The sequence below is a fragment of the Nocardia sp. NPDC005825 genome, from assembly GCF_040630175.1.
In the GTDB taxonomy this organism is placed as follows: Bacteria; Actinomycetota; Actinomycetes; order Mycobacteriales; family Mycobacteriaceae; genus Nocardia.
Genome location: NZ_JBEXXC010000025.1, coordinates 44,172 through 67,551, shown reverse-complemented (window position 1 = coordinate 67,551; position 23,380 = coordinate 44,172). Strand labels below are relative to the sequence as shown.

Sequence of the window (23,380 nt, the reverse complement as noted above, 5' to 3'; positions counted from 1 at the left end):
GTTTCTTCAGTCGACAACGGATAGGGCCTGCATCCCCAGGGGATGCAGGCCCTTTCCGATGAATCAGACGTCGAATCCGTCGAATCCGTCGCCGTGCAGTGCCTCGTTCATGGAAGCGTCCGCGTAGCCGCGGCAGTAGTCCCAGGTGACGTAGGCCTCGGGCGTCGGGTCGTAGGCGGGTTCGTGCGGTCGCACCGTGCCGTCCACCAGAAGCTGGAGGAGGTTGGCGCGCAACATGTCCCAGTCGTGGTAGTGATCCTGCCGGCAGTCCTCGCAGCTGACCACGAGACCGCGGATGCCGCGGTGGGCCAGCAGTGCCTCGTACACCGCGAGGTCGGCGAGATCCTCTTCGACCGCTAGGCGCTCGTGAGGATCCAGCGGTTCCCCCGGCTCGATGGCATCGAGCGCGGCCGACGGGTCGGAGGGGTCTCCGGCGAATGGATCCGGCGGCAAGCCAGGTGGTAGATGGTCACGCACAGTCCCACGGTACGCAGAACCACCCCCTGTGCGCCAGCGCTGAAGGGGATTTGCCTCCACTTCGCTGGTGGTACAGCGCACTTTGCTGGCGTGGGCGGGCACGGTCGTGTCGTGACAGCCGACACAGTAATGGCAGAGCCGACAAAACGCAGCGGATGCGGCCGCCGGGACAGCCGCCGACGGCGGTCCGGGCGCGGGTGCGGCCAGGAATTCACGGACGGATACCATGGTTGACCAAAGGCCGGGTAGCAATCGCCGGCATTGCCATTCATCTACGCATCCGCCGGGACCCGGCCCGGTGGGTGTTGCCGAGGTCCAGGAGGGGTCGATCCGAATGAGCAGTCCCGTGACGGGCGAACGTAACGCAGGCCGCCCCCATACGGGCGGCGACGATCCCAACAAGATCGCCATGCTCGGCCTCACCTTCGACGATGTGCTGCTGCTTCCCGCGGCCTCCGATCTGATCCCGAGTTCGGTCGACACCTCCAGCAAGCTGACCCGCGACATCTCGCTGCGGACCCCGCTGGTGAGTTCGGCCATGGACACCGTCACCGAGGCGCGCATGGCCATCGCCATGGCGCGCGCGGGCGGTATGGGCGTGTTGCACCGCAATCTGTCGGTGGAGGCGCAGGCCGCGCAGGCCGAGACCGTGAAGCGGTCCGAGGCGGGCATGGTGACCGACCCGGTCACCTGTCGCCCCGACGACAGCCTCGCCGAGGTCGACGCCATGTGCGCCCGCTTCCGCATCTCCGGTCTGCCCGTGGTGGACGAGCGCGGCATGCTGGTCGGCATCATCACCAACCGCGATATGCGGTTCGAGGTGGACCAGGACCGCAAGGTCGCCGAGGTGATGACCCCGGCGCCGCTGATCACCGCGCAGGAGGGCGTCACCGCCGAGGCCGCGCTGGGCCTGCTGCGCCGCCACAAGATCGAGAAGCTGCCGATCGTCGACGGCTCCGGCAAGCTGCGCGGGCTCATCACGGTCAAGGACTTCGTCAAGACCGAGCAGTACCCGAACGCCACCAAGGACCGCGACGGCCGACTGCTGGTCGGCGCCGCCGTCGGTGTCGGCGAGGACGCGTGGGCGCGCGCCATGACGCTGGCCGAGGTCGGCGTGGACGTGCTCATCGTGGACACCGCGCACGGCCACCAGTCGGGCGTGCTGCAGATGGTCTCCAAGATCAAGGCCGAGGTCGGCGACCGCGTGCAGATCGTCGGCGGCAATGTCGCCACCCGCGCGGGCGCGCTGGCGCTCGTCGAAGCCGGTGTCGACGCGGTGAAGGTGGGTGTGGGCCCCGGCTCCATCTGCACCACCCGCGTGGTCGCCGGTGTCGGCGCGCCGCAGATCACCGCGATCCTGGAGGCCACCGCGGCGTGCAAGCCGCACGGTGTGCCGGTCATCGCCGACGGCGGCGTGCAGTACTCCGGTGACATCGCCAAGGCCATCGCGGCCGGCGCCTCCACCGTCATGCTGGGTTCGCTGCTGGCCGGCACCGCCGAGTCGCCGGGCGATTTGATCCTGGTGGGCGGCAAGCAGTTCAAGAGCTACCGCGGCATGGGTTCGCTGGGCGCCATGCAGGGACGCGGCGAGGCCAAGTCCTACTCCAAGGACCGCTACTTCCAGGACGACGTGCTGTCGGAGAAGAAGCTGGTGCCCGAGGGCATCGAGGGCCGGGTGCCGTTCCGCGGCCCGCTGGACCAGGTGATCCACCAGCTGGTCGGCGGTCTCCGCGCGGCCATGGGTTACACCGGCGCGCAGACCATTCCGGATCTGCAGGCGGCCCAGTTCGTGCAGATCACGGCGGCGGGCCTGAAGGAGTCGCACCCGCACGACATCACCATGACCGTCGAGGCTCCCAACTACACCACTCGTTCGTAGCCGGACCGAACCGGTTCGCGCATCGCCGCGGACCGGTTTTGTCATGTCCGGCAATCGAACTCGAAAGGAATGAAACACGATGCGCGATATGGTCGAGATCGGCATGGGCCGGACGGCTCGGCGCACCTACGAGCTGGACGATATCGACATCGTGCCCTCGCGCCGGACCCGCTCCTCCAAGCAGGTGTCGCTGGCCTGGCAGCTCGACGCGTACCGCTTCGAGATCCCGTTCCTCGCGCATCCCACCGACGCGCTCGTCTCGCCGAAGTTCGCCATCGAACTGGGCAAGGCCGGCGGCCTGGGCGTCATCAACGGTGAGGGCCTGTGGGCCCGGCACGCCGACGTCGACGCCAAGGTGCAGCAGCTGACCGAGGTCGCGGAGAAGGAAGGCACCGAGGCGGCGGTCGCGCTGCTGCAGGAGCTGCACGCCGCGCCGATGAAGGCCGACCTGCTGGCCGCGGCGGTCGCCGAGGTGCGCGCCGCCGGCGTCACCACCGCGGTGCGGGTCAGCCCGCAGAACGCGCGCGCCCTCACCCCGAGCCTGGTGCAGGCGGGGATCGACCTGCTGGTCGTGCACGGCACCATCATCTCCGCCGAGCACGTGGGCGACGGGGAGCCGTTGAACCTCAAGACCTTCATCGCCGAGCTGGATGTGCCGGTGGTCGCGGGCGGCGTGTCCGATCACCGCACCGCGCTGCACCTGATGCGCACCGGCGCGGCCGGCGTCATCGTGGGCTACGGCTCGATGCAGGGCTCCACCACCACCGGTGAGGTGCTCGGCATCGGCGTGCCGATGGCCACCGCCATCGCCGACGCCGCCGCCGCGCGCCGCGACTACCTGGACGAGACCGGCGGCCGCTACGTGCACGTCATCGCCGACGGCGAGACCCTGACCTCCGGGCACGTCGCCAAGGCCATCGCCTGCGGCGCGGACGCGGTCATGCTGGGCGTGCCGCTGGCCATGGCCCGCGAGACCCCGGGCAACGGCTGGTACTGGCCTTCGGCCGCCGCGCACCCGTCGGTGCCGCGCGGCGCGGTGCTGCCGTACGCGGTCGACGAGGAGCGGGTCCCGCTGGACCAGGTCCTCAACGGCCCGTCCAACGACCCGTTCGGCTCGCTGAATCTGGTTGGCGGCCTGCGTCGTTCGATGGCCAAGACCGGGTACAGCGACCTCAAGGAATTCCAGAAGGTCGGTTTGAACGTGCGCGGCTAGCGATCAGACCCTGAACTCGCGCCCTTGGGCATTCACTCGAATGCGCAAGGGCGCGAGTCGTATCCGGGGTCGGGTCAGCGGCTGCCTGGCCAAGCGCTGAAATCGCGCAGCGGCGGTACCGCGATATCGCGGAGGAACTCTCGGATCGCCGAGTTCACCGCCACCGGGTGGGTCATGTTCACCGTCTGCCGGGCGCCGTCGATCTCCAGATAGTGCGCGCGGGGCAGGCGTTCGGCCAGTTCCCGGGCGTGCGAGCGGGGCACGCCCGAGCGGGTCGGGTGGATGACCAAAGTGGGGCAGGTGATTTCGGGTAGTCGCTCCAGCACCGAGTCGCGGCCCAGCAGCGCGCCCGCGGCGATCTCGGTGGCCGACGGGTCGCGGGCCAGCCAGCGTTTCACCCAGACGGCGCGGTACCAGTCGTCGTCGCCGATGAGCCAGCGGGCCAGGTATTCGGCGAGCGCGGGGCGGGGGCCGTCCTCGTGCCACTTGTCCAGAAACTTTCGGGCATTGGCGAGTTCGGCGGCGGTGGGCTCGTGCGCCTCACTGCTCAGCAGCACCAGGGCGGCGACCCGGTCGGGGGCCAGCAGCGCGGTGCGCAGCGCGATGAAACCGCCCTGGGAGGTTCCGCCCACGACGGCCCGTTCCGCGCCCAGCTGATCCAGTACGGTCAGCGCGTCCCGGGCGGAGGTCCAGTAGGTGAACGGCAGCCCCTCGTCGCGGGTGCGGCCGTGTCCGCGCGCATCCCAGGTCACGATCCGGAACTCCGGAGTCAACGCCGCCTGCTGCGACGCGAACATCGTTCGGTCCATGAGGAATTCGTGCCCCAACAGCACCACCGGACCTTCGCCCCCGCTGTCCTCGTAGTGGATCTCGGCATCGATCGCACGGGCGAATGGCACGAGGTAGAGGATAGCCAGCACCGGTGACAAACCGGCGAGCTTTCCTGCCCACCGGCACAGCGGGTGTCGCTCGGCCCCCGCGGCCGGGTAGGAATTACCGTCCACGCGAGGGCGGAAGGCCCTATCCCGAACACCTCCGGCGCGAATACCGTCCCGATGCCACCACTTCCGGGCCGGGCGGGCTACCGCTTCCGAGGCCGCGGCGCACTCCGGCCCGGGGTGGCGGTCCACCGTGATTCGCGCGCAGGTCGGGGCGGGCGGGAGCGGGGGTCGCCCGGGGGGAGTGTGTCCTATCTCGCTCACTAGACTGTGCGGGTGGCAGAAACCCAGCGACCAGTCCTTGTTGTCGATTTCGGCGCGCAATACGCGCAGCTGATCGCGCGCCGGGTGCGCGAAGCGAGTGTGTATTCCGAGGTGGTGCCGCACACGATCACCGTCGAGGAGATCGCGGAGAAGCAGCCCCTCGCCGTGATCCTCTCCGGCGGACCCAGCAGCGTGTACGCCGAGGGCGCGCCGCAGCTGGACGCGCGGCTGTTCGATCTGGACCTGCCGGTCTTCGGTATCTGCTACGGCTTCCAGGCCATGGCGCAGGCGCTCGGCGGCACGGTGGCGCACACCGGGACTCGCGAGTACGGGCGCACCGAGCTCAGCGTCGACGGCGGCATCCTGCACGGCGGCCTGCCCACCCGGCAGCCGGTGTGGATGAGCCACGGCGACGCCGTCACCGACGCGCCCGCCGGGTTCGAGGTGACCGCGACCTCCGCGGGCGCGCCGGTCGCCGCGTTCGAGGATCGGGTGCGCAAGCTCGCCGGCGTCCAGTACCACCCGGAGGTGCTGCACTCGCCGCACGGCCAGCAGGTGCTGAGCCGGTTCCTGCACGAGATCGCCGGCATCCCGGGCGCGTGGACGCCCGCCAATATCGCCGAGGCGCTCATCGCCCAGGTGCGCGAGCAGGTCGGCGACGGCCACGCCATCTGCGGCCTGTCCGGCGGTGTGGACTCCGCGGTCGCGGCCGCGCTGGTGCAGCGGGCCATCGGTGACCGTCTCACCTGTGTGTTCGTCGACCACGGTCTGCTGCGCGCCGGCGAGCGCGAGCAGGTGCAGCGTGATTTCGTCGCCGCGACCGGGGCCAAGCTGGTCACCGTCGACGCGGTCGACAAGTTCCTGGGTGAGCTGAAGGGCGTCACCGATCCGGAGGAGAAGCGCAAGATCATCGGCCGGGAGTTCATCCGGTCGTTCGAGGACGCGGTCTCCGAGGTGGTCGGCGAGCAGGGCGAGACCAAGGTCGAGTTCCTGGTGCAGGGCACCCTGTACCCGGACGTGGTCGAGTCGGGCGGCGGCGCGGGCACCGCGAACATCAAGTCGCACCACAATGTCGGCGGTCTGCCCGACGATCTGGAGTTCGCGCTCGTCGAGCCGCTGCGGTTGCTGTTCAAGGACGAGGTGCGCGCGGTCGGCCGCGAGCTGGGGCTGCCCGAGGAAATCGTTGCGCGCCAGCCGTTCCCGGGCCCGGGTCTGGCCATCCGCATCATCGGCGAGGTGACCCACGATCGGCTGGAGCTGCTGCGCCAGGCCGATGCCATCGCGCGCGAGGAGCTCACCGCCGCCGGGCTGGACAAGTCGATCTGGCAGTGCCCCGTGGTGTTGCTGGCCGATGTCCGCAGCGTCGGCGTGCAGGGCGACGGCCGCACCTACGGCCACCCGATCGTGCTGCGCCCGGTGTCGTCCGAGGACGCCATGACCGCCGACTGGACCCGCCTGCCCTACGAGGTGCTGGAGCGGATCTCCACCCGCATCACCAACGAGGTGGCCGACGTCAACCGCGTCGTGCTCGATGTGACGAGCAAGCCGCCGGGCACCATCGAATGGGAGTGAGCGCTCCCCGCTGCACGCGAAGGCCCCGCACCTGCGAAAGGTGCGGGGCCTTCGGCCTTCTCGGAAGGGCAGTTCCGGGAAGGAGGGCGACGCCGCCCCCGGCGAGGGGGTGGGGGCGGCGCGTGCGGTCTACTCCCGGTGTTTCTTCGGGCTGAGCACCAGGATCACGCCGACCACGATGGCGGCGATCACCACGATCCAGCCCAGCGACAGACCGCCGGAGACGGGCCAGAAGTGGGGGCCGATGAAGGCCCACACACTCACACCCAGGCCCAGCAGGCCGGCCAGCAGTAGTGCGAACGAGGGTCGGCGATTCTTGTTCTCAGCCACGGTTCACCTCCGCGTTTCCCATCTGCACGTCGACGGTCAGGTTCAGGACGGGGCCCGTCGCCGGGCCCGAGATTCCGCTCGGGCAGTTCGAATCACCCATGCGGACATTGCAGGTCGTGTTGACGCGCAGGTCCGGCGGCAGCATCACACGGGCGTCGCCCATGCGCACTTTCACCTCGACCGCGCGATCCTCGGTCAGCTTCAGCCGGCTCAGATCGAGGGTGCCCGATCCCATCGAGATGTGGTAGACGGGCAGCAGCTCGGAATCGGATGCGGCGGACCACTTGTGGTCGCCCATCGCGCCCTCGTCGAACTGGATCGGGCCGATCAGCGAGGCCAGGATCACGAAACCGGCCAGCGGGGCCAGCACCACCATCAGGCCGTAGCCGCGGCGCAGGAACGCGCCCACGATGAGGCCCACGGCCACCACGGCCAGGGCGGCGGCGCCGATCCGGCCGGGCGTCATCCAATCCACGCCCGACGCGGCCATCGAACCCGCCGCGGCGGCCGCCAGGATGGCGAGACCGATGGTGACGGGGGTCAGCCGGGACCGCGGACGGGCCGGGGGAGCCTGGACGACCTGCTGCTGGACCGGCGTGGTCGGCTCGGGCAGCTGCCAGGCCAGCGGGGCCACGCCCAGGGGATCCCAGCCGGGCGGGGTGGGGCCGAAGTCGGGGGAGATCGGGGCGGGGCCGAATCCGGCGCGCGGGCGGTCGGCGGCCGGCGGAATCCGGTGCAGGGTAGGGGGTTCGACGTCGGTCGGCGGGGCCGAGGGGGGCTCGGGGGTGCCGCCGTCATCGTCATCGGTCTTCGGCTTGGTGAGATCGACAGCCGTCGCCGGTGCCTCCTCCGGTTCGTCCGACTGCTCCGAAGTGCCGGGGCCCGAAGCGGATTCGGACTTGCGCAGGATAACGGTGTCGGACACCGACGACGCGGGCGCGTACCGGGTCTCCAGTACTTCGGTGACCTGCTCGGACTCCGGAAGCTTCTGCGTGGCAACCGGTTCCGGCTCCGGGGCGGCGGCGGCCGGGTGGTTCGGGTCGGGCTCGTAGTGGTCGGGCAGCGTGGTGTACGGCCCGTACGTCTGGAAGGTCACCGCATTGGTGCCCGGATACCCCGTCCAGTACGGGCTCGCGGTGCCCGGATACCCGGTGTTGAACGGATCGGTGATCGCCGACGGTTCGAAATAGCCTGCGGGCGGCTGCATCTGGCGCTGATACAGCAGCCACCACCCGCCCAGCATGAGCGCGAAACTGATCACCCCGGACCCGCCGAGTCCCACCCCGACGGGACCCATCGTGCTCACAGCGATCCCCAACGCCACCATGAGCACGATGGTCTTGGACGAGGGCTGCGACGCCTGGCCGCGCCCGAACAGCGACTCCGCCGCCGAGGACTGGTCTCCGGCCTGGTTCAGCAGCAGCCACCCCAGCAGATAGAGCACCACCCCCGCCCCGCCGAACAGCGCCGACACCACGAACGCCACCCGCACCAGCACCGGGTCCACGTTGTAGCGCCGGCCGAACCCGACGGCGACGCCCGCGATCGGCCCGTCCTTGGGAAACCGCACCGGCCGCGTCTGCCACAGATCCTGAATCTGATCGGAGAAGCCGGTACGCCCAGCACCCTTGGACCAGTCGCTCGTTCTCGTCATGCCATCCATCGTGCTGTCGCCCCCCGTCCAGGCACATCGGGGATGACCCTGAATGCCCACCTGAACTTGCCCCGCACCCCGGTCGACAACGGTTCACACCCGCCCCCGACCAGGCCGACCGCACCTACCTGCCCTCGCCGAATACCGGGCGACCATCCCGATCCCCTCCCGCTCGCGACCCTGACGCACGACCCGCGCCGGCTCCGGGCTCGGCCACGTTCTCGGCGGTCGGGTTACGCCCGTTCCGGCGTCCGGACGCGCTCTGCGGGCAGTGCGTTCATCTCACCTGTCCTGCCCGCAATCTCGTGGACTCCAGCCGGCCGGGACCGAGCCCTGTTCCGCACCGCAGGATTCGAGCGCCCGTTCCGAGGCCGTGAGATCCTGTGTCCTACAGCAGATCACGATCGATGGGGTGGTGACCATGAGTCCGGACTCCGGCGCGAGTGCCGACACCGTCTCGCCCCGGGCGGAGTTCGCCGCGCGTTTCGGGCGGCTGTTCGCGGCGGCGGGTCAGCCCACGCTGCGGAGCGTGGTGGCGGCCGCGAACGCCAGGATGCGCGCGACCCGCGCGCGGGGAGACGTCGGCGGGGCGACCATCCAGCGAGTCAGTGACTGGCGGGTCGGACGCAGTGTGCCCGCCCGCTTCGAATCCCTGAGCCCGGTCCTGCTGACGCTGACCGACATGGCGCGCGCCACCGGCCGCCCGATGCCCGCGGCGCTCACGAACCTGACCGATTGGCGGGCCCTGTGGAAGGAGGCCGCCTCGTCAGCGGCCGAGTCCTCGGCCGTGCCGCACCAATTGCCCCGGGCCATCGCCGATTTCACGGGACGGGAGGAAGCCTGCGAGCGGCTGTCGGCGCAGCTGATCGCCGATTCACCGGCCGCGGTGGCGGTCGGGGTGATCACGGGGATGGGCGGGATCGGTAAGACCACCTTCGCGATTCGGGTCGCGCACCGGATCCGGGATCGGTTTCCCGACGGTCAGTTGTATGTGGATCTGCGTGGGGCCGGGGACAATCCGGCCGAGCCGTTCGACGTGATCGGTGACTTCCTGCGGGATCTCGGTGTGGGGGAAGGCGCGATACCCGCGACGCTGGACGCGCGCGCCGCGTATCTGCGCAGCGTGCTGGACGGTAAGCGGTTGCTGGTGGTGCTCGACAATGCCGCGGGCGCGGCGCAGGTCAAGCCGATGCTGCCGGGGTCTGCGGGATGCGCGGTATTGATCACGAGCCGGGTCGCGATGCCCGAGATCGCGGGCGCGACCACGGTCCAGCCGGCCGGGCTGACGCCGCGCGAAGCCGCCATTCTGCTCGGGGAGATCGTCGGGAAGGAACGCGCGGTCGCCGAACCCGCCGCGGTCGAGCGGATCGTGGCGCACTGCGGGGCGCTGCCGCTGGCGATCCGGATCGCGGGCGCGCGCCTGGCGCAGCGACCGGGGTGGACGCTGGCGAGCATGGCCGCGCGCCTCGCCGACGAACAGCAGCGGTTGCCGGCGCTTCGGGCCGGGGAGGTCAGCGTCGAGGCCGCGTTCGCGCTCAGTCACGACCAGCTCGACCCGGGCCATCGCCGGGCCTTCCATCGGCTCGCCGCCCCGGAATGCGACGATCTGTTCCTCGACGGCGCGGCAGCCATCCTCGGCATGTCCGTCCCCGACGCCGAGGAGATCTGCGAGTCGCTGGTGAATCTCGGTCTGCTGGAGACGCCTTCGCCCGGCCGGTATCGCTATCACGACCTGGTCCGGCTGTTCGCGCTCCGCCGGGCGGGCGACACCGATGCCTCCGACGCCGTCGTCGATCTGCTCGACTACTACCTGGCCACGATGAAATCCCTGAGCTCCGTGATCAATCCGGGAACCACCTTGCCGGGCGAGCTCGCCGCCACGCACTGCCCGCCCACCGCGTTCCCCGATGTGACCGCCGGATTCCTGTGGTTCTTCGGCGAGCGCCGCAATCTGATCGCGCTCGGCCGGCAGGCCGCCCGGCTGGGCGGCCGCAGCGTGGACCTGATGGCCGATATCGCCTTGGCGGCAACCGAATCCGGTGAGGGACCGCACACCCCCGATCTGTCGGCGGCCCTGACGACCGTGCTGGACGCGGCGAGCCGGCTCGGCAACCCCGTGGCTCGGCAGCGCCTGCATATCGCGCTCGGCTCCGGATTGGCGATGACCATGACGCGGTACCGGCTGAGTCGCGACCATCTCCTGCACGCGTTCGCCGCCGACGGCCCGCCGCCCGGTGCGCGCCTGGCCGGGGCGGCCGCGGTCGCGCACCTGGGCATCTGCTGGATGGAGGACACCGAGGCGCGGGTAGCGCACCAGTATCGCGAGTGCCTGCGCTACGCCGAACAGACCGGGGACCCGCTGGTCGAGTTCGCCGCCCACTATTTCGCGGGCTACAGCTTCCTGTGGATCGGAGCCGCCGGACCCGCGCAGGACGCGGCGCAGGTGGCGTTGGCCATGACCCGGCAGGCCGGCATGCTCCATTTCGAAGCCGGGTCCCTGTCACTGCTCGGCAGCACCATGGTCGATACCGGCCGTGGCACCCGCGCCGACGCGATACGCCAGTGCGCCGAGGCCGTTCAACTCGCCCGCCGCTCGGGTGCGCGCTCCATCCAAGGCTGGACTCTCATGCTCCTCGCCCGCGCTCACCTGCTGGCCGGGAACCATCCCGCCGCCGAGACCACGGCCCGGGAGGCGATCATCGCCGCCGAATGGGGCGGCCGCGGCATCGAGGGCCGCTCCCTGCTGCTCCTGGCCGCCGCCCTGCGCGAATCCGGCCGGATCGACGAGGCCCGCTTCACCTCCCAGCAGGCCATCGAGGTCATCGAGGAGTCCGACATCGCGCTCAGCTCCTGGGAACGGGGTCTGCTGCCGGGTTGAGCACGGCGCGACCGGGTGGGCCCGCGATCCCTGGCCCAGGTCAGCGTCCATTTTCGGCCGATCAGGCCGAAACGGCGGCTCAGGTGTGACGACAGGTTTCAGTTGTCACCACGGCATCGATTGGTGTCAGGGCCGCCGGCGGGCCGATCGGCCGGCGTCCGAGGATGGTTCGTGGGCAGCGCCGGGAAACCACCCCCGCCGAGAAATGTTCCGACCCAACTAGACTCGCCTAGCCCTGGCTGCGGAAGTAGGTGCGGCCGGCCCGCGGCCCGGCGCGGGGATGGACCGGCCGCGATCCGAGGAAGTGCAGGCTTCCCCGGACAGGGGTGGCGAATCAATGCGATAGGACCTTGCGCAGCGCTACATCGACCAGCCGCACCGGCAGCTTGTCTGCCAGCGCGCGCATGCGGTCGGGCCGCACCGAGTACCGGATTCTCGGCCGATCGACGCTAGCCGCACGAACGACGACCTCGGCCAGGACTTCGGGCGGGTGTGCTCGGCGGTGTTCGTCGGCGGCGAGTTGCCCTACTCGGCCCGCCATGGTCGCGAAAGGAGAGGAGCTCAGCGTCGATTCGGCGAACTGACCCTCGATGGAGGAGGTCATGGATGTCTGGAATGGGCCCGGTTGGATGATGCTGACCGGCATGTCGACGCATGCGAGTTCTCGGCGCAGGGCGTCGCCGTAAGCCTCGACCGCATGCTTGGTCAGGGCGTAGGCGCCATTGAATGGCATGGCGTGCTGCCAGCCGGTCTCGGAACTGATCAGGATCACTCGGCCGCCAGCGGCGAGTAGAGCGGGAAACGCGCCGCGAATCGTGCGGTGGGTGCCCATGATGTTGATGTCGACGATTCTCTGCAGCTTGTCGTCGGCCATTTCCGCCAACGGGCCCACGCTCAGGACGCCGGCGAAGGACACCACACAGTCAAGGCCGGGAGCGTGTTCGCGAATCTGGTTGAACGCGTTGTCCACTGACCTCGTATCGGAAACGTCCATCGGGACGGGCACAACGCCGGGTCGGGCGGGCGGCGGCGTCAGGTCAGCTGCGAAAACGGTCCATCCCTCCTCGACGAACCGCGAGGTGGTCGCAGCTCCCAACCCGCCGGACGCCCCGGTGACAAGCACCGTTCGTTGTGCGTTGACCAACTCGTTCTCCTCGACCTGAAACAGGGAGCCACTGGTATGGCTGCCGGACCGCGCCACCGGATTTAGACAATACACACACTGCAATGTGTGTCCAGTCTAGTGGGTATGGCGACGCGGCTTCGCAGGTCGCAGCAGCTCGAGAGCCCGTGCTCCCCGAGGTACGAGTGAGGGCCGGGGCTACTTGGTCGGGTTGAACGGCTGGTTGACTGTCAGGAAGTACTGGGCCACAGCGAGAATCGCGATCGGGGCAGTCACGAACAGTTGGCCAGCGATCGTTCCCAGGGCCCCAACAGCGACCATGCCGCCGAGGCATCCCACTGCGGCGGCCGGAATGAAGGGGCCGAAGAGGCCGACGATCGAGGCGGCCGCGACGGTCGCGCCGGCGATCCCTCCGAGTACGCATCCGACGGCTGCGCCGCCGAGGCTGCCCGTGACCGCGCCGATGGTCGCGCCCGCGGTGAGCGTGCTGGCCAGCCGGCTCCACGCGGCAAGCTCACGGTCGTACTCGTTCTTCCAGGGCGCCTTGTCCTCGTAGGGAAGCGCCACTGGCTGGTAGACCGCGTGCGCCATGTCGAACTGCGGGGTCAGGGTCGCGGCGCGGCCGGAGATCTCGGCGGCGATCGGAAAGACGAAGTCGTCGACGCGGAATGAGAGCTGGGTGCCGGCGAGGTCTGCCCCATTGTCTGCTTTGATCCGGAAGACGCCGTCGTCAGCAGACAGGGTTCCGGCGTCGGTCTCGATGATGGTGGCGGTGGGGGTGGTGGTCGCCGTGTAGTTCACGCTGTCGCCATCGGCGACGGCGTGTGCGGTCCCCTGCACACCACACAATGCGACTGTCGCGAGCACGGCGGCAGATAGGTAAGTCCTCATCACTTTGTCCTTCTTTTGACTCCCAGCACGATTCTTATTGCAGCGCAATTCGGCACAGATAGGCCATTGCGCTGAGTGTGTTCAGGCTGGGGAATTTGGGATTCAGCCATAAATGTCACTCGGCTGATGTGATGAGTGTCGCACGCCGGGTGGTAGGTGTCCAGATCTTTCATAACTATTTTCCAAGGCATCGAAAGTGGTGTTATCTCCAACGTCTGGGCGATGTTGACTATCGCGCGGAAGCGGCAATCGGTTCTGTGGATATGTCCTCTAGCAGGCCATATGGCGGACGCCTGCCTGTTCCACGGCCGTCAATGGAACTGTGTGCAGACACGCCGAAGTGGTGAGTGCTCAAAATTATGAACCACTCACAGCAACCTCGCGCTCGACTATCTAGAAATTGAGCGTCATGTAATTAGAAACTTCTCCGGGTCTCGGGTTCTATTCCATTCAATATTGTTTAGCCCGCGATCTGATTCAACCCGTTGCGATGTGCTCAGTCGATTTGCGGTCGGATCCGCTGCTGAGTGCAGGCGGTGAGATGATCGAAATGAGAGTGATCAGCGCAGCGAGCGCCACCGCTGCGGCGACCGTCGCCATCACGGCCGGACTTCCGGCCGCGATACGGATCGAACCGATCAGGTGACGGGATCTGCGATGGGCGAGAAAGGCCAGCGTGGTGGCTGTCGTGACCACTGTTGCACCGGCCCAGATCGGCCACCGGTCCTCAGCGATCAGCTGACGCAGCAGAATCGTGGCGACCAGGGCGCTGGCAAGGGCGGTTCGGCGCCATGCGAGCGCGGTGCGTTCGGGTTGTGCACCGGGATCTCGAATCGCGACGGTCACGCGATCAGCAGAGTCGTGATGGCCAGCAGCCCGATGACGCCAACGCCCACACCGAGGACCGGCAGCAGTGGTGGGGCGGGCAAGGCGTCTCCCGTACGCATCGCCGCCTGCACCAACCGCCACTGCCTGTACGCGCCGGCGGCCAGGACGACCGATAGCCCCACGAAGGCTGCGGCAGCCGCGGTCCAACCGCCATTGCCGCCGCCCCGGTGCGCAGTCAGTTGATCTACCGCTACTCCCGCTGCGAGTAGCCCTAGCGCTGTGCGGATCCAAGCCAGGAAGGTCCGCTCATTTGCGAGGGTGAAGCGATAGTCGGGTTCGGCGTCGTTCACGGGTTCGGCCTGCCCATTGATCTCCGGAGCACAAGTCATGCCGAGCGTCTCTCATTCGCGGTCGTGGCTGGCGCGGGGCTGCGCAGCCGGGTGTGTGTTCAGATCGGTGGATGCAGGGGCTCGACGCCCTGTTCGAGCGCATACGCGGCCTGAAGAACCAAGTCGTCGCGGTGGTGGCCGCCGACGAGCTGGACCGCGCAGGGAAGGCCATCGGGGCTGACCGAAATCGGCACTGCGATCGCAGGATTGCCGGTGTCGTTGAAGACCGCGGTGTAGGACACCGGCAGTTGGCGCTTTTCCACGGCCGCACCGATATCGGGCCCCTCGGCCGGCCAGGCCAGCGTCGGCGTCACAGGGGTCAGCAGCAGATCGCAGCTGTCGAATACGCGTGCCGCCCAAGCATCCAAACGAGCACGGCGCTGCCAGTACCGGGTGAACTCTGTGAGCCCGACGGTGCCGCCAAAGGCCAGTAGATCGGCAAACCACGGCTCGAAATCGTCTCTGCGCCGCTCGAATTCCTCACCGAGCGACGTCAGACGGTAGTTGGCGAGGATCTGTTGGCGCAGCAGAAGCTGGTTGGGGAAGTCCTCGGCGTCCGGGAGCGGCGGGATGTCATCGACGATCTGGTGGCCCAGACCCCGCAGCATCGCGACCGCCACGGAGAGCGTCTCGGTGACGAACGGCTCAGGATCGGCGACGCCCAGACCGGCACCAACCCAGATCCGCAGCGGGCGTAGCCGGTGGGTCAGGCGTTCGCGATAGGAGTAGCCGGGACTGGGCAGGGAAAACGGGTCCGCCCGATGGAATCCCACGGTCAGGTCCAGGTGCAGGGCGGTGTCGGCGACCGTCCGAGCCATCGGCGTCGAACAACTGTGCCGCGGCCACACCGGAACCGCGGAGGGTCCGTCGGGTATCCGGCCCCGGGTCGGTTTGAAACCCACGATGCCGCACAAGGCAGCCGGGATTCGGGTCGAGCCCCCACCGTCACCCGCGGTGGCCATCGCCACCATGCCCGACGCGACCGCCGCCGCGGACCCTCCACTCGACCCGCCGGGCGACCGGTCCAGAGCCCACGGATTGCGGGTCGTGCCGAACAGGTCGTTGGTCGTGTGAACCGCGGCGCCCATAGGCGGGCTGTTCGTCTTGCCGATCACGATGGCCCCGGCTGCCCGGAGCCTGGCAACCTGGATGCTGTCAGCGGTCTGAGACGTGGCGTCGTGGAAGCCGCGGCTTCCACGGCTGGTGGGGAAGCCGCGCGCGTGCTCCAAATCCTTGACCGCCAACGGGATTCCGGCGAGCGGTCCCACTGAATCTCCTGAGGCGAGCCGCGCGGCGCAGGCGGCGGCCTCGGCCTCGGCCTGCTCGGCGTCGAGAGAGACGATCGCGTTCAGCTGGCCATTGAGTTGATCGATCCGGTCCAGTGTGGATCGCATGAGCTCGACCGGCGAGAGCTCGCGGGTGCGAATCATCTCGGCCAAATCTGTTACCGGGGCAAAAGCCAAGTCGGCCATAGGTTTAGCGCTCCTTCACGAAAGAGGTTGATCCGAGGGACCGGCTGCTGCACCGTGCAGCCGACGACCATCGCGGTCCGGGTCGATGGTGAGCATGGCGATGGCGCCACAAACGATCATCACGACGGCAGCGACGATGAACGCCTGGGTGAAGCCACTGGCTGAACTGGCGGCATGATCGACGATCCAGCCAGTGAGGAGGGGGGCGATCACTCCGGGCAGGGTCGCCAGGGCCAGCGTGCCTCCGAACGCGGCGCCACGATAGTTGGGCGGAATGATCTCTCCGGCGGTCAGGTACACCAGCGGATAGACAACGGCTTGTCCACCGAATGCCATGGCGCACAGCATGATCACCATCGCGAGATGGTCGACAAAGGGCAGTGCCAGCACACAGGCGCCGCACACCACCAAGATCGCGCCCTGCAGGACCCCGCGCGCCCATCGGCTCGGTATCCCGCGCCGAATCGCCGCTCCGGTCAGCGGCACCACCGTCAGGAGCAGCACAATCGACAGCGCTCCGCAGGTCGCGACGACGAGACTGCCGCGGCGGGCGGTCATGCCGAGTTCGGACTCCAAATAGGCAGGCAACCAGGCGGTTTGCAAAGCCAATGCCCAGTAGGCGCCGAAAGCGCAGGCGAGGCAGCCGAGCGTGCTCGCGGTGGTCAGGTAACGCCGCAGAGGCAATCGCGCAGCGCTGGATCGCTCATCGGCCGGGGATTCGACACCCGGATCCGACGAGGTGGCCGCGTTTGGGCCGCTCCGACTCGCCCGGTACCACAGGACCGACCAGACAACCGAAGCGATTGCGGGGGCAGCGAATCCAGCACGCCATCCGTATTGGTCGATGATCGCGCCGAGGATCGGCGTAGCGACGAATACTCCGACCGCACCTCCGGCGACCTGCAATGCGGAGGGTAGGGCCCGCTTGTTCGGGGGGAACCACTCGTAGAGTGCGTGCATGGACATCGGCGATGCGGGTCCTTCGGCCGCGCCGAGGATCACCCGGCTGGCCAGCAGGGTAGGTACCGCCGCCACGACCAGCACCGGAACCATCGCGATCGCCCAGGTCATCGCGAGAACAAGCAGGATTGTCTTGGTCCGCACCCGGGTGGAGACAAATCCGCACACGGCGCTGGTGATACCGAACAACAGGAAGAACGAACTCGCGATCAAACCGTAAGTGCTCTTGCTGATGTGCAGTTCATCCATGATCGGAACCGCAGCGAAGCCGAGTACCGCCTTGTCGGCGAAGTTGATCATCATGAACGCCATGATCAACGCCATAATGAGCCAGGATCGCCGCGGATCATACTGTGCCGCAACACTTTCAGAGCTGCGCCCAGATTCGTCCTGGGCGGCGTCATCGAGCTCGATCATGTCGGCGGTGAGGCCATCTCGGCCACTGGTCGGTGTCGGCCGCATCAGATGATCCCCTCTGCGCGCAGGCGGGCGAGTTCGTCGCCATCGAGTTCGAGGAGTTCACCCAGGATTTCGTCGGTGCTCGCCCCCAATTCCGGGCCGAGGCTGCGAATGCTGCCCGGGGTCGCGCTCAGGTGCGGAAGCGGGGCGACCATGCTCAGACGCCCGTGATCAGGATCGTCGACATCGACGATGGTCTGCCGGTCGCGGTAGTGCGGATCGTCGGCGATGTCGGCAATCGACATGAGCGGTGCGGCCGGAATGTCGTTGTCACTGAGCAGCTTCACCGCCTCATCAGCAGTGACGCCGCCGGCCCAATCGGCCAGCATCGCGTAGAGCTCGACCTGGTGCTCGATGCGAGCGGCCACGGTGGCGAACCGCTCGTCCTCGCGCAGCTTCGGTCGCCCGATCACCGTGCACAACCTGCGGAACAGGGGGTCGGTGCCCGCGTGTACCGAGATGCGTCGTCCGTCGGCGGTGTCGAAGTCGGTCGCAGGCACGATGTACCGGTTCTTGTTGCCCATGCGTTCACGCACGATGCCATGGGCGGAGTAGTTGAGTAGCGCGTTCTCGCTGGCCCGGAATCCGGCTTCGTAGAGCGCCAGATCGATCACCTGCCCCGGACCGCCATGCATGTCACGGTGGTACAGCGCCGTCATCGTGGCGAACGCTGCCAGGTACGCGCTCATGAAGTCGATGACCGAGTATCCCGACCGCACCGGCGGACTGTCGGGATCACCGCTGACATAAGTCAATCCGGAGAATGCGCTGGCAATCCGATCGAAGGCGCCTCGGTCGCGATAGGGCCCGGTCAACCCGTAGCCGGTGAGATACACCAGCACGGCTCTCGGGTTGATGCGCTGCAGCGCTTCGGGATCCATGCCCCATTTGGCCAGAGTCGGCGGGCGGTAGTTGGTCACCACGACATCGAAATGGGGGACCAAATCGCGCAGAAGTTCCTGCCCCCGCTCGGTTCTCAAATCCAACGTGACCGAGCGCTTGTTGCGGCCCTCCTGCGCCCACTGCAACGACCTCCCGCCCGGGCTCGCCGCACCGAGACGGGTGAAGTCACCACGCCCGGGTTCCTCCACCTTGACCACCTCGGCCCCGAAGTCGCCCAGCAGCGTCGCGGTCACCGGTGCGGCCAGAACGGTGGACACATCCAGAACCCGGATGCCGCTCAACGCTTGTTCGGTCATGTCGGACACTCCTCGCGGCCGCCGCACGGCAACCTTAATTAACGAACCGTTACTAACGTTACGTTAATTCACTGTGACGTGGTTTACAAGTAGGAGCGCCAAGAATCGCGTCACCTGGTCATTTCCGCTGTCGCAACCGCGACCCGTGGCCGGTTGGTGCGGCGCGACGGGGTGAGAGCCGTATCAACGACGACCTGCTCGCCCGCATCTCGCCCGCGCTGCGAGACATCGATGTCTCCGGCGTAGATCCACGCCGAACTCGCCGCGCTCGGGCGTCAGCGCTTTCGAACACCGCCGAGGCATCTGCACCCACCCCGCAGTGTGGTGTTCGCGCGGGAAGTGAAACGAAACCCACACTTCTTTCACCAAGTCTCTGATCTGCGAGAAGCCCGGGGCTAGTGTCTGCTACAGTCGCTGACTGTCGGGCCTTTCTATGCCCCCGATAGCCCTGGTCCGTCTGACCGGGGCTTTTTTGTTCCCAACCCCAACCCCAGCCCCTGGCGCACGCCAGGGGCTTTTTTGTGCCCAAAGGAGGTTCTGTTGTCCGCGATCGTTTCTGTGGCCACCCAATCGGGAGGCTGGGCCATCGTCTGGCTGCAGCTGCCGCTGCTGGTCCTGGCGCTGGCGGTCCTGTCTGCGGTGGTCATTGCGCTGCTTCGTGCCAAACAGGAAGATATTCCCAAACTGCTCGGCATGATCACGGCAGGTCTCGGCCGCTGGCCAGAGTGGTTCCGGCCCCGCAATCGTGGTGTGGGACAAGGCTCCCGAGCGGCCCGCGAGGATCGTTCCTCCGCGGTGTTGGAGGAAGAGCGATGAGCAAGCGTCGATCCACCGGTCGACGGCCGGTGGAGGACTACGCCACCGATCGTGTCGACTTCGAGCAGCTCAACGTACAGCTTTATGTAGCGCTGGCCTACCAGCGCGGCAGCTTCGGCAAAATACTTCGGCAGCTGCTCCGCGGAGGCCACGACGAGGGGATCGACGAGATCCTGCTCGAATACGCCGAAACACACGGCCCCGACGCAGAGCAGCCAGCCCTGGACCTGTTCGATACAGGTCTCTTCGTGGACGAACTGCACGAACTCGTCACCCGTGTCAGCTCGGCATTGAACCTCGATCCCGCCGATCTCGACCGATTGATCCGGAACGTCGAATGGCTGAACCTTCCCGGGTCTCAAAAGGAACGACCATTCGACAGTGGGCACCTGCTCCGATGCAGCTTCCACGGCTGGGTTCTAGACCCAGACTTCCTGAACTTCCGAGTTGTCCGAGTACGGGACTGTTTCCAATGCCCGTGTCCGATAACTCCGCGAGGAACTGGTCGCCCCGCGAAATACTGCAGCACCTATTGCCGTGTTGCAGCCCACCGGGCGAGGAAACGTGGTGAGCGCGACCCACAGATAGTCACTCCTATCCGGGAGATGGGGCGGGCAGACGACCCGGTCCCGCTCCCTCCCGAACACAGGACCAGCATCAGGTCAGTCGTGAGAGCCGAACCGAGCCGCGCCAACTGCTAGATCTCCTCACAGATCCGTGTGATCTTGCGGATCAAGAGCTGGCACGGCGGTCCAGCGGTCATCGATCTGGACCGCCGGACCACCTTCTGTCACAGCCGTTCTCGCCGCTTTGTGGCGGTGAGAACGGCGCGCGCGTCCTTGCGGCGGTCGGGGCTGGAATGGAAGACCGCGACCAAGCCTGCGCAAAGACGCGTCGGCCCATCCGTATGCATCCACCACACGCCGACGCCGATCGCGCCGGCGACACCACCCGCGCCTGCGAGGGAAGCGATCACAGTGCCCATGTGGCGCCCCGCTGTCCGCCGCTGACGCCGGGGTCTGATCGCCCGGTGGCTGCTGGTATTTCCTGTAGATCTCGCGCATTGAGCGGGGTGAGCCATTTTTGTCTGCCGAGGTGACTAGCCTCATCGGTGCCTGGTACCTCCTCAATCGGTAACGGGTGGCGCTGCGGCCCCTGCCTCCTGGCTGCCAATCCTGGGCAGGGGCCGCATCTCGTTCTCAGGACCGAAGCGGGCCCGAGAATGGTTGCCGGGCAGGCAACCTGATCGCAGATCCTATGCAGCTGCACCGACGGTTACGAGCGACGTTGCGGGAGGCGCCGACAATCCGTGTTCGAGCAAGAAACTGCAGGTGGAGGATATGTCGGCTTCTTGTGGTAACTTCGCGGGCCGACTTATCCACAGGCGAATGTTTCACGCCAATGTTTCACGGACGCACACCGGCACCTTCGGTGCATGCACGAAATCCCAGCTCCAGCTAGGTATTCGACCAACCGACGGCTGAAACCACGTCCTCGGCACAGTTCGGTGAGTTGGTGAAGGTTCTCACTGACAACACCCAACAATGTCGCCAGATCGAAACCAGGTATGCCGTCGACGGATCGGCAGGGGTTCTGCCTGCAGCCGTCCCCTTCCCGCGGACTGGCATTGGGCAGTTGTACATGCGCCGCCTCACCAACACCGTCAACTACTCGACCGAACTGTGCACTCGCGCAGGGCATTCGGTTCGAGTCGTCCACGGTCGTTCGGGGACGAACGCGGTGGCGCACCCTGCTTGCCCGGCCCCGCGGTGGTCTCCGCAACAGTGTCGCTCGGTTCGCCCTTCTGGGTGCCAAGGCCACTACGCGGCCGCAACGCCGATGGGCTGGTGCCGCCGGCCAAGGGGCTCCTCGGCCTGGCAACGGCGCTACTTCGTGCTCCTATGTTTTGCGCCGCAACAGATCTTGCGTCAACGCTGAGGTGCTTCGCTTAGCCTGAAGTCGCATTGCCGTTTCGAAGGCCAAAGGCGGTCAGCATGGGGGCCTCACCCGTACCACGGCGGCGGCACCAGGTCGCAGGGCGTGGAAGTTCATTACGGCGGCCACCCCAACCGCCGTTGGCACCACAACCGCCGGCAGAACCGCCAGAACCACAGAGGCCGCCCGAGCCATCCCCGGGGTCCTCGGCACGGTGGGTCGGGCGTGCGATTCGCACCGTTGTCGGGTGGTCGGGGTGGACACGTGTCGCGGCGATCGTCACGACTATCGCCGCGGTAGCGGCGCTGTGGTTCACGAGTCAGTCGCTGCGGGCAACCTCGGACCAGTTCGTGCTGTCGCGGCAGACCGCGGCTGCCGATCGGTTCCAGAAGGGCGCTGAACTGCTGTCCTCGGACAAGATCGATGCACGGATCGCCGGGGTCTACCTTCTGTCGCATCTTGCTCAGGAGTCCGAGCAAGATCGAGCCACGGTCGTCGCGACGCTGGCGGCCTTCGTGCGCAACCATTCCACGCCTGCGAGCTGCCAGGGCGATCCCGATGACAGCGCCCTCCTGATCAAAGGGGGCAGAAGCCATGAACTGGTCCGCGATCTTCAGACCGCGCTCACCGCGATCGGTCACCTCCACCGGGCACCCGCGGTCCCGACCTTTTCCGACTTCGTCAACCTTGATGACACTTGCCTACCGTGGGTGGATCTGACATCCACGGGCCTCGAGATCGTCTCCTTCGCGGAGTCGAACCTGACCACTGCAAATTTTTGGCATGCCCGCCTGTTCGACGCCAATTTCATAGCGGCGCACATCGCTCTGTCGAACTTTTCGGGCGCTGACTTGCGCCTGGCCTCCTTTCGCGAGGCGTTCGTCGAAGACACCCTGTTCGACTGCGGATTTAGCGGATGCACGAACACGGATCTGCGCGGCGCGAGCTTCGACGACGCCGACCTCAGCCGCTCCAGATTCAACAACGCGAAGTTCGGGTGCATCGTCGACCCGTGGCAGAACCGCCGTTGCACCAGCATGTCCGGTGCGATCCTGGCGGGTACGAACCTGAGCGGCGTCGATCTCACGGGTGTCGACCTGACCAACGTCTACTTCGACAGGGACACCGTTTGGCCAGCAGGGTTCACGCCGCCACCGAGCCGAGCACAACGATGAAACTTACTATCGCCCACGCGAATCGGCTCGGATGCGCAGAACCTCCGACTTAGGTGGGGTTTTCGCACCCCGAAGGCGCGGTCAGAGTTTGGGGGCGTCTTCCAACGCTGCCAGCACGCGGTCATACGCAGCGGCAGCACGCGCATCTAGCTCGGCAACTGGAATTCCGAGGTCGCGGGCGAAGCTCTCCCGGAAGATGCCGTACCCCAGCAAGGTCGCCGTACTCAGTACGTGCAAAACCTCACCATCGGCGCTGGCCGGCAACGCGCCCGATGCACTGTCGCGCTCGAGCGACTTGCGGGTGCGCTCCAACTCGGGAAGGGGGTGCAACTCCTCGTCACCGTCCAGTGCGAGCAATGCCTCGAGTTTGATCACATCCGAGCTGCGCATGGCCAGCTGCCACATCGCGCGGCGACGCTCACGAAAAGGCATCTCCCAGTGTGTATCCGGATCGGGCCGCTGCTGTTCGACCAGGAAAGAGATGGCAGCCCGTACAAGCGCCTGACGCGATCCGAAGTACTGGTAGATCTGCCCATGGTTGACGCCGGCCTCTTTGGCCACTTCCCGAAGCGTGATTCCGGCCAACACCCCATCACGAGCGAGCAGCCGCAGTACTGCGCCGAACAGTTCTCGTTCGGTCTCTTCCCGCGTCCCCCTGCGCCGCCGCGCCTTGGGCAAATCCCCCTGCGGCTGACTCATCGTGACCACCTTTCAACCCATCACCTACGCGACCCACCCGACCATGAAGTATACGGACCGTTACTAACGATCCGTACATCCAAGGTCGAGCTGCCCGCGCGAGACCGACGACCTGGACGAGGGCCTGAGGCGACCGTCCTAGAAGGTGTGCGTCGACCGCAGGGACTCCGAGCTGCTCGCCGTCGGTGGACTGGGGCCGACCGAGACACCGCCGCTTCAGCGGTTGCCG

At 67.3% G+C, this 23,380-nt stretch carries 18 protein-coding genes and 1 pseudogene; 7 read left to right on the top strand and 12 right to left on the bottom strand.

Translation table 11 applies throughout. From position 1 onward, the window contains the following. Positions 1-63 precede the first annotated feature (63 nt). Positions 64-477, bottom strand: a complete 414-nt coding sequence (locus tag ABZ382_RS35460) for a DUF5319 domain-containing protein (RefSeq protein ID WP_029923780.1) — start codon at positions 475-477, stop codon at positions 64-66. Between the two features lie 334 nt (positions 478-811). Between ABZ382_RS35460 and guaB the strand changes: the two genes are divergently transcribed. After that, on the top strand, positions 812-2,356 hold the full coding sequence (guaB, locus tag ABZ382_RS35455; protein WP_357098363.1) for an IMP dehydrogenase: 1,545 nt from the start codon (positions 812-814) through the stop codon (positions 2,354-2,356). 79 nt (positions 2,357-2,435) lie between these two features. After that, positions 2,436-3,569: a GuaB3 family IMP dehydrogenase-related protein gene (locus ABZ382_RS35450; protein ID WP_357098360.1), complete on the top strand. Its 1,134-nt coding sequence runs from the start codon at positions 2,436-2,438 to the stop codon at positions 3,567-3,569. A 74-nt stretch (positions 3,570-3,643) separates the two neighbouring features. Here the strand turns inward: ABZ382_RS35450 and ABZ382_RS35445 are convergent, their stop codons facing one another. Further along, positions 3,644-4,468: an alpha/beta hydrolase gene (locus ABZ382_RS35445; protein WP_357098357.1), complete on the bottom strand. Its 825-nt coding sequence runs from the start codon at positions 4,466-4,468 to the stop codon at positions 3,644-3,646. A gap of 315 nt (positions 4,469-4,783) precedes the next feature. Here ABZ382_RS35445 and guaA point away from each other — a divergent pair, with 315 nt between their 5' ends. Continuing rightward, entirely contained in the window at positions 4,784-6,343 is a 1,560-nt protein-coding gene (gene guaA / locus ABZ382_RS35440; protein WP_357098354.1) for a glutamine-hydrolyzing GMP synthase, read from the top strand. Between the two features lie 129 nt (positions 6,344-6,472). On the opposite strand, the gene ABZ382_RS35435 is transcribed toward guaA, so the two are convergent. Beyond that, positions 6,473-6,673, bottom strand: a complete 201-nt coding sequence (locus ABZ382_RS35435; protein ID WP_357098351.1) for a hypothetical protein — start codon at positions 6,671-6,673, stop codon at positions 6,473-6,475. Further along, the gene (locus ABZ382_RS35430; RefSeq protein ID WP_357098348.1) at positions 6,666-8,327 is read right to left on the bottom strand and encodes a PspC domain-containing protein; all 1,662 of its coding nucleotides are present in this window, start codon (positions 8,325-8,327) and stop codon (positions 6,666-6,668) included. The genes ABZ382_RS35435 and ABZ382_RS35430 overlap by 8 nt, the downstream gene beginning before the upstream one ends. A 421-nt stretch (positions 8,328-8,748) precedes the next feature. Between ABZ382_RS35430 and ABZ382_RS35425 the strand changes: the two genes are divergently transcribed. Continuing rightward, positions 8,749-11,205, top strand: a complete 2,457-nt coding sequence (locus tag ABZ382_RS35425) for an NB-ARC domain-containing protein (RefSeq protein WP_357098345.1) — start codon at positions 8,749-8,751, stop codon at positions 11,203-11,205. Between the two features lie 334 nt (positions 11,206-11,539). Here ABZ382_RS35425 and ABZ382_RS35420 read toward each other — a convergent pair whose 3' ends face one another. The 7 genes and pseudogenes from ABZ382_RS35420 to ABZ382_RS35390 form a co-directional block, all read right to left on the bottom strand. Further along, positions 11,540-12,406 carry an SDR family NAD(P)-dependent oxidoreductase gene (locus tag ABZ382_RS35420; RefSeq protein WP_357098342.1) on the bottom strand — a complete coding sequence of 289 codons (867 nt, stop codon included), beginning with the start codon at positions 12,404-12,406 and terminating at the stop codon, positions 11,540-11,542. A 120-nt stretch (positions 12,407-12,526) separates the two neighbouring features. Then, positions 12,527-13,195 carry a hypothetical protein gene (locus tag ABZ382_RS35415; protein WP_357098339.1) on the bottom strand — a complete coding sequence of 223 codons (669 nt, stop codon included), beginning with the start codon at positions 13,193-13,195 and terminating at the stop codon, positions 12,527-12,529. Positions 13,196-13,696: 501 nt separating this feature from the next. Then, positions 13,697-14,065 carry a DUF202 domain-containing protein gene (locus ABZ382_RS35410; protein WP_357098336.1) on the bottom strand — a complete coding sequence of 123 codons (369 nt, stop codon included), beginning with the start codon at positions 14,063-14,065 and terminating at the stop codon, positions 13,697-13,699. A gap of 119 nt (positions 14,066-14,184) precedes the next feature. After that, positions 14,185-14,436: pseudogene (locus ABZ382_RS35405) on the bottom strand (DUF202 domain-containing protein); the annotation flags it as partial. Between the two features lie 59 nt (positions 14,437-14,495). Further along, complete coding sequence (locus ABZ382_RS35400; RefSeq protein ID WP_357098333.1) at positions 14,496-15,908, bottom strand: amidase; 1,413 nt, start codon at positions 15,906-15,908, stop codon at positions 14,496-14,498. 15 nt (positions 15,909-15,923) lie between these two features. Further along, complete coding sequence (locus ABZ382_RS35395) at positions 15,924-17,330, bottom strand: MFS transporter (RefSeq protein WP_357098330.1); 1,407 nt, start codon at positions 17,328-17,330, stop codon at positions 15,924-15,926. Continuing rightward, positions 17,330-18,526 carry a CoA transferase gene (locus tag ABZ382_RS35390; RefSeq protein ID WP_357098327.1) on the bottom strand — a complete coding sequence of 399 codons (1,197 nt, stop codon included), beginning with the start codon at positions 18,524-18,526 and terminating at the stop codon, positions 17,330-17,332. Before ABZ382_RS35390 ends, ABZ382_RS35395 begins: the two co-directional genes overlap by 1 nt. A gap of 540 nt (positions 18,527-19,066) precedes the next feature. On the opposite strand from ABZ382_RS35390, the gene ABZ382_RS35385 reads away from it, so the two are divergent. The 3 genes from ABZ382_RS35385 to ABZ382_RS35375 all read left to right on the top strand — a co-directional run bounded on the left by ABZ382_RS35385 (position 19,067) and on the right by ABZ382_RS35375 (position 22,452). Then, positions 19,067-19,342, top strand: a complete 276-nt coding sequence (locus ABZ382_RS35385) for a hypothetical protein (protein ID WP_357098324.1) — start codon at positions 19,067-19,069, stop codon at positions 19,340-19,342. Then, positions 19,339-20,043, top strand: coding sequence for a hypothetical protein (locus ABZ382_RS35380; RefSeq protein WP_357098322.1), 705 nt, complete (start codon positions 19,339-19,341; stop codon positions 20,041-20,043). The genes ABZ382_RS35385 and ABZ382_RS35380 overlap by 4 nt, the downstream gene beginning before the upstream one ends. A gap of 1,584 nt (positions 20,044-21,627) precedes the next feature. Next, positions 21,628-22,452 carry a pentapeptide repeat-containing protein gene (locus ABZ382_RS35375; RefSeq protein ID WP_357098319.1) on the top strand — a complete coding sequence of 275 codons (825 nt, stop codon included), beginning with the start codon at positions 21,628-21,630 and terminating at the stop codon, positions 22,450-22,452. A gap of 81 nt (positions 22,453-22,533) precedes the next feature. On the opposite strand, the gene ABZ382_RS35370 is transcribed toward ABZ382_RS35375, so the two are convergent. After that, positions 22,534-23,151, bottom strand: coding sequence for a TetR/AcrR family transcriptional regulator (locus tag ABZ382_RS35370; RefSeq protein WP_357098316.1), 618 nt, complete (start codon positions 23,149-23,151; stop codon positions 22,534-22,536). Between the last annotated feature and the right edge of the window lie 229 nt (positions 23,152-23,380).

Bases quoted from the DNA above. Each gene is read 5' to 3' on its own strand.
- ABZ382_RS35400 (WP_357098333.1), bottom strand. From the start codon at position 15,908: ATGGCCGACTTGGCTTTTGCCCCGGTAACAGATTTGGCCGAGATGATT.
- ABZ382_RS35390 (WP_357098327.1), bottom strand. From the start codon at position 18,526: ATGACCGAACAAGCGTTGAGCGGCATCCGGGTTCTGGATGTGTCCACC.
- ABZ382_RS35380 (WP_357098322.1), top strand. From the start codon at position 19,339: ATGAGCAAGCGTCGATCCACCGGTCGACGGCCGGTGGAGGACTACGCC.
- ABZ382_RS35370 (WP_357098316.1), bottom strand. From the start codon at position 23,151: ATGAGTCAGCCGCAGGGGGATTTGCCCAAGGCGCGGCGGCGCAGGGGG.
- ABZ382_RS35425 (WP_357098345.1), top strand. From the start codon at position 8,749: ATGAGTCCGGACTCCGGCGCGAGTGCCGACACCGTCTCGCCCCGGGCG.
- guaB (WP_357098363.1), top strand. From the start codon at position 812: ATGAGCAGTCCCGTGACGGGCGAACGTAACGCAGGCCGCCCCCATACG.
- ABZ382_RS35430 (WP_357098348.1), bottom strand. From the start codon at position 8,327: ATGACGAGAACGAGCGACTGGTCCAAGGGTGCTGGGCGTACCGGCTTC.
- ABZ382_RS35395 (WP_357098330.1), bottom strand. From the start codon at position 17,330: ATGCGGCCGACACCGACCAGTGGCCGAGATGGCCTCACCGCCGACATG.
- ABZ382_RS35450 (WP_357098360.1), top strand. From the start codon at position 2,436: ATGCGCGATATGGTCGAGATCGGCATGGGCCGGACGGCTCGGCGCACC.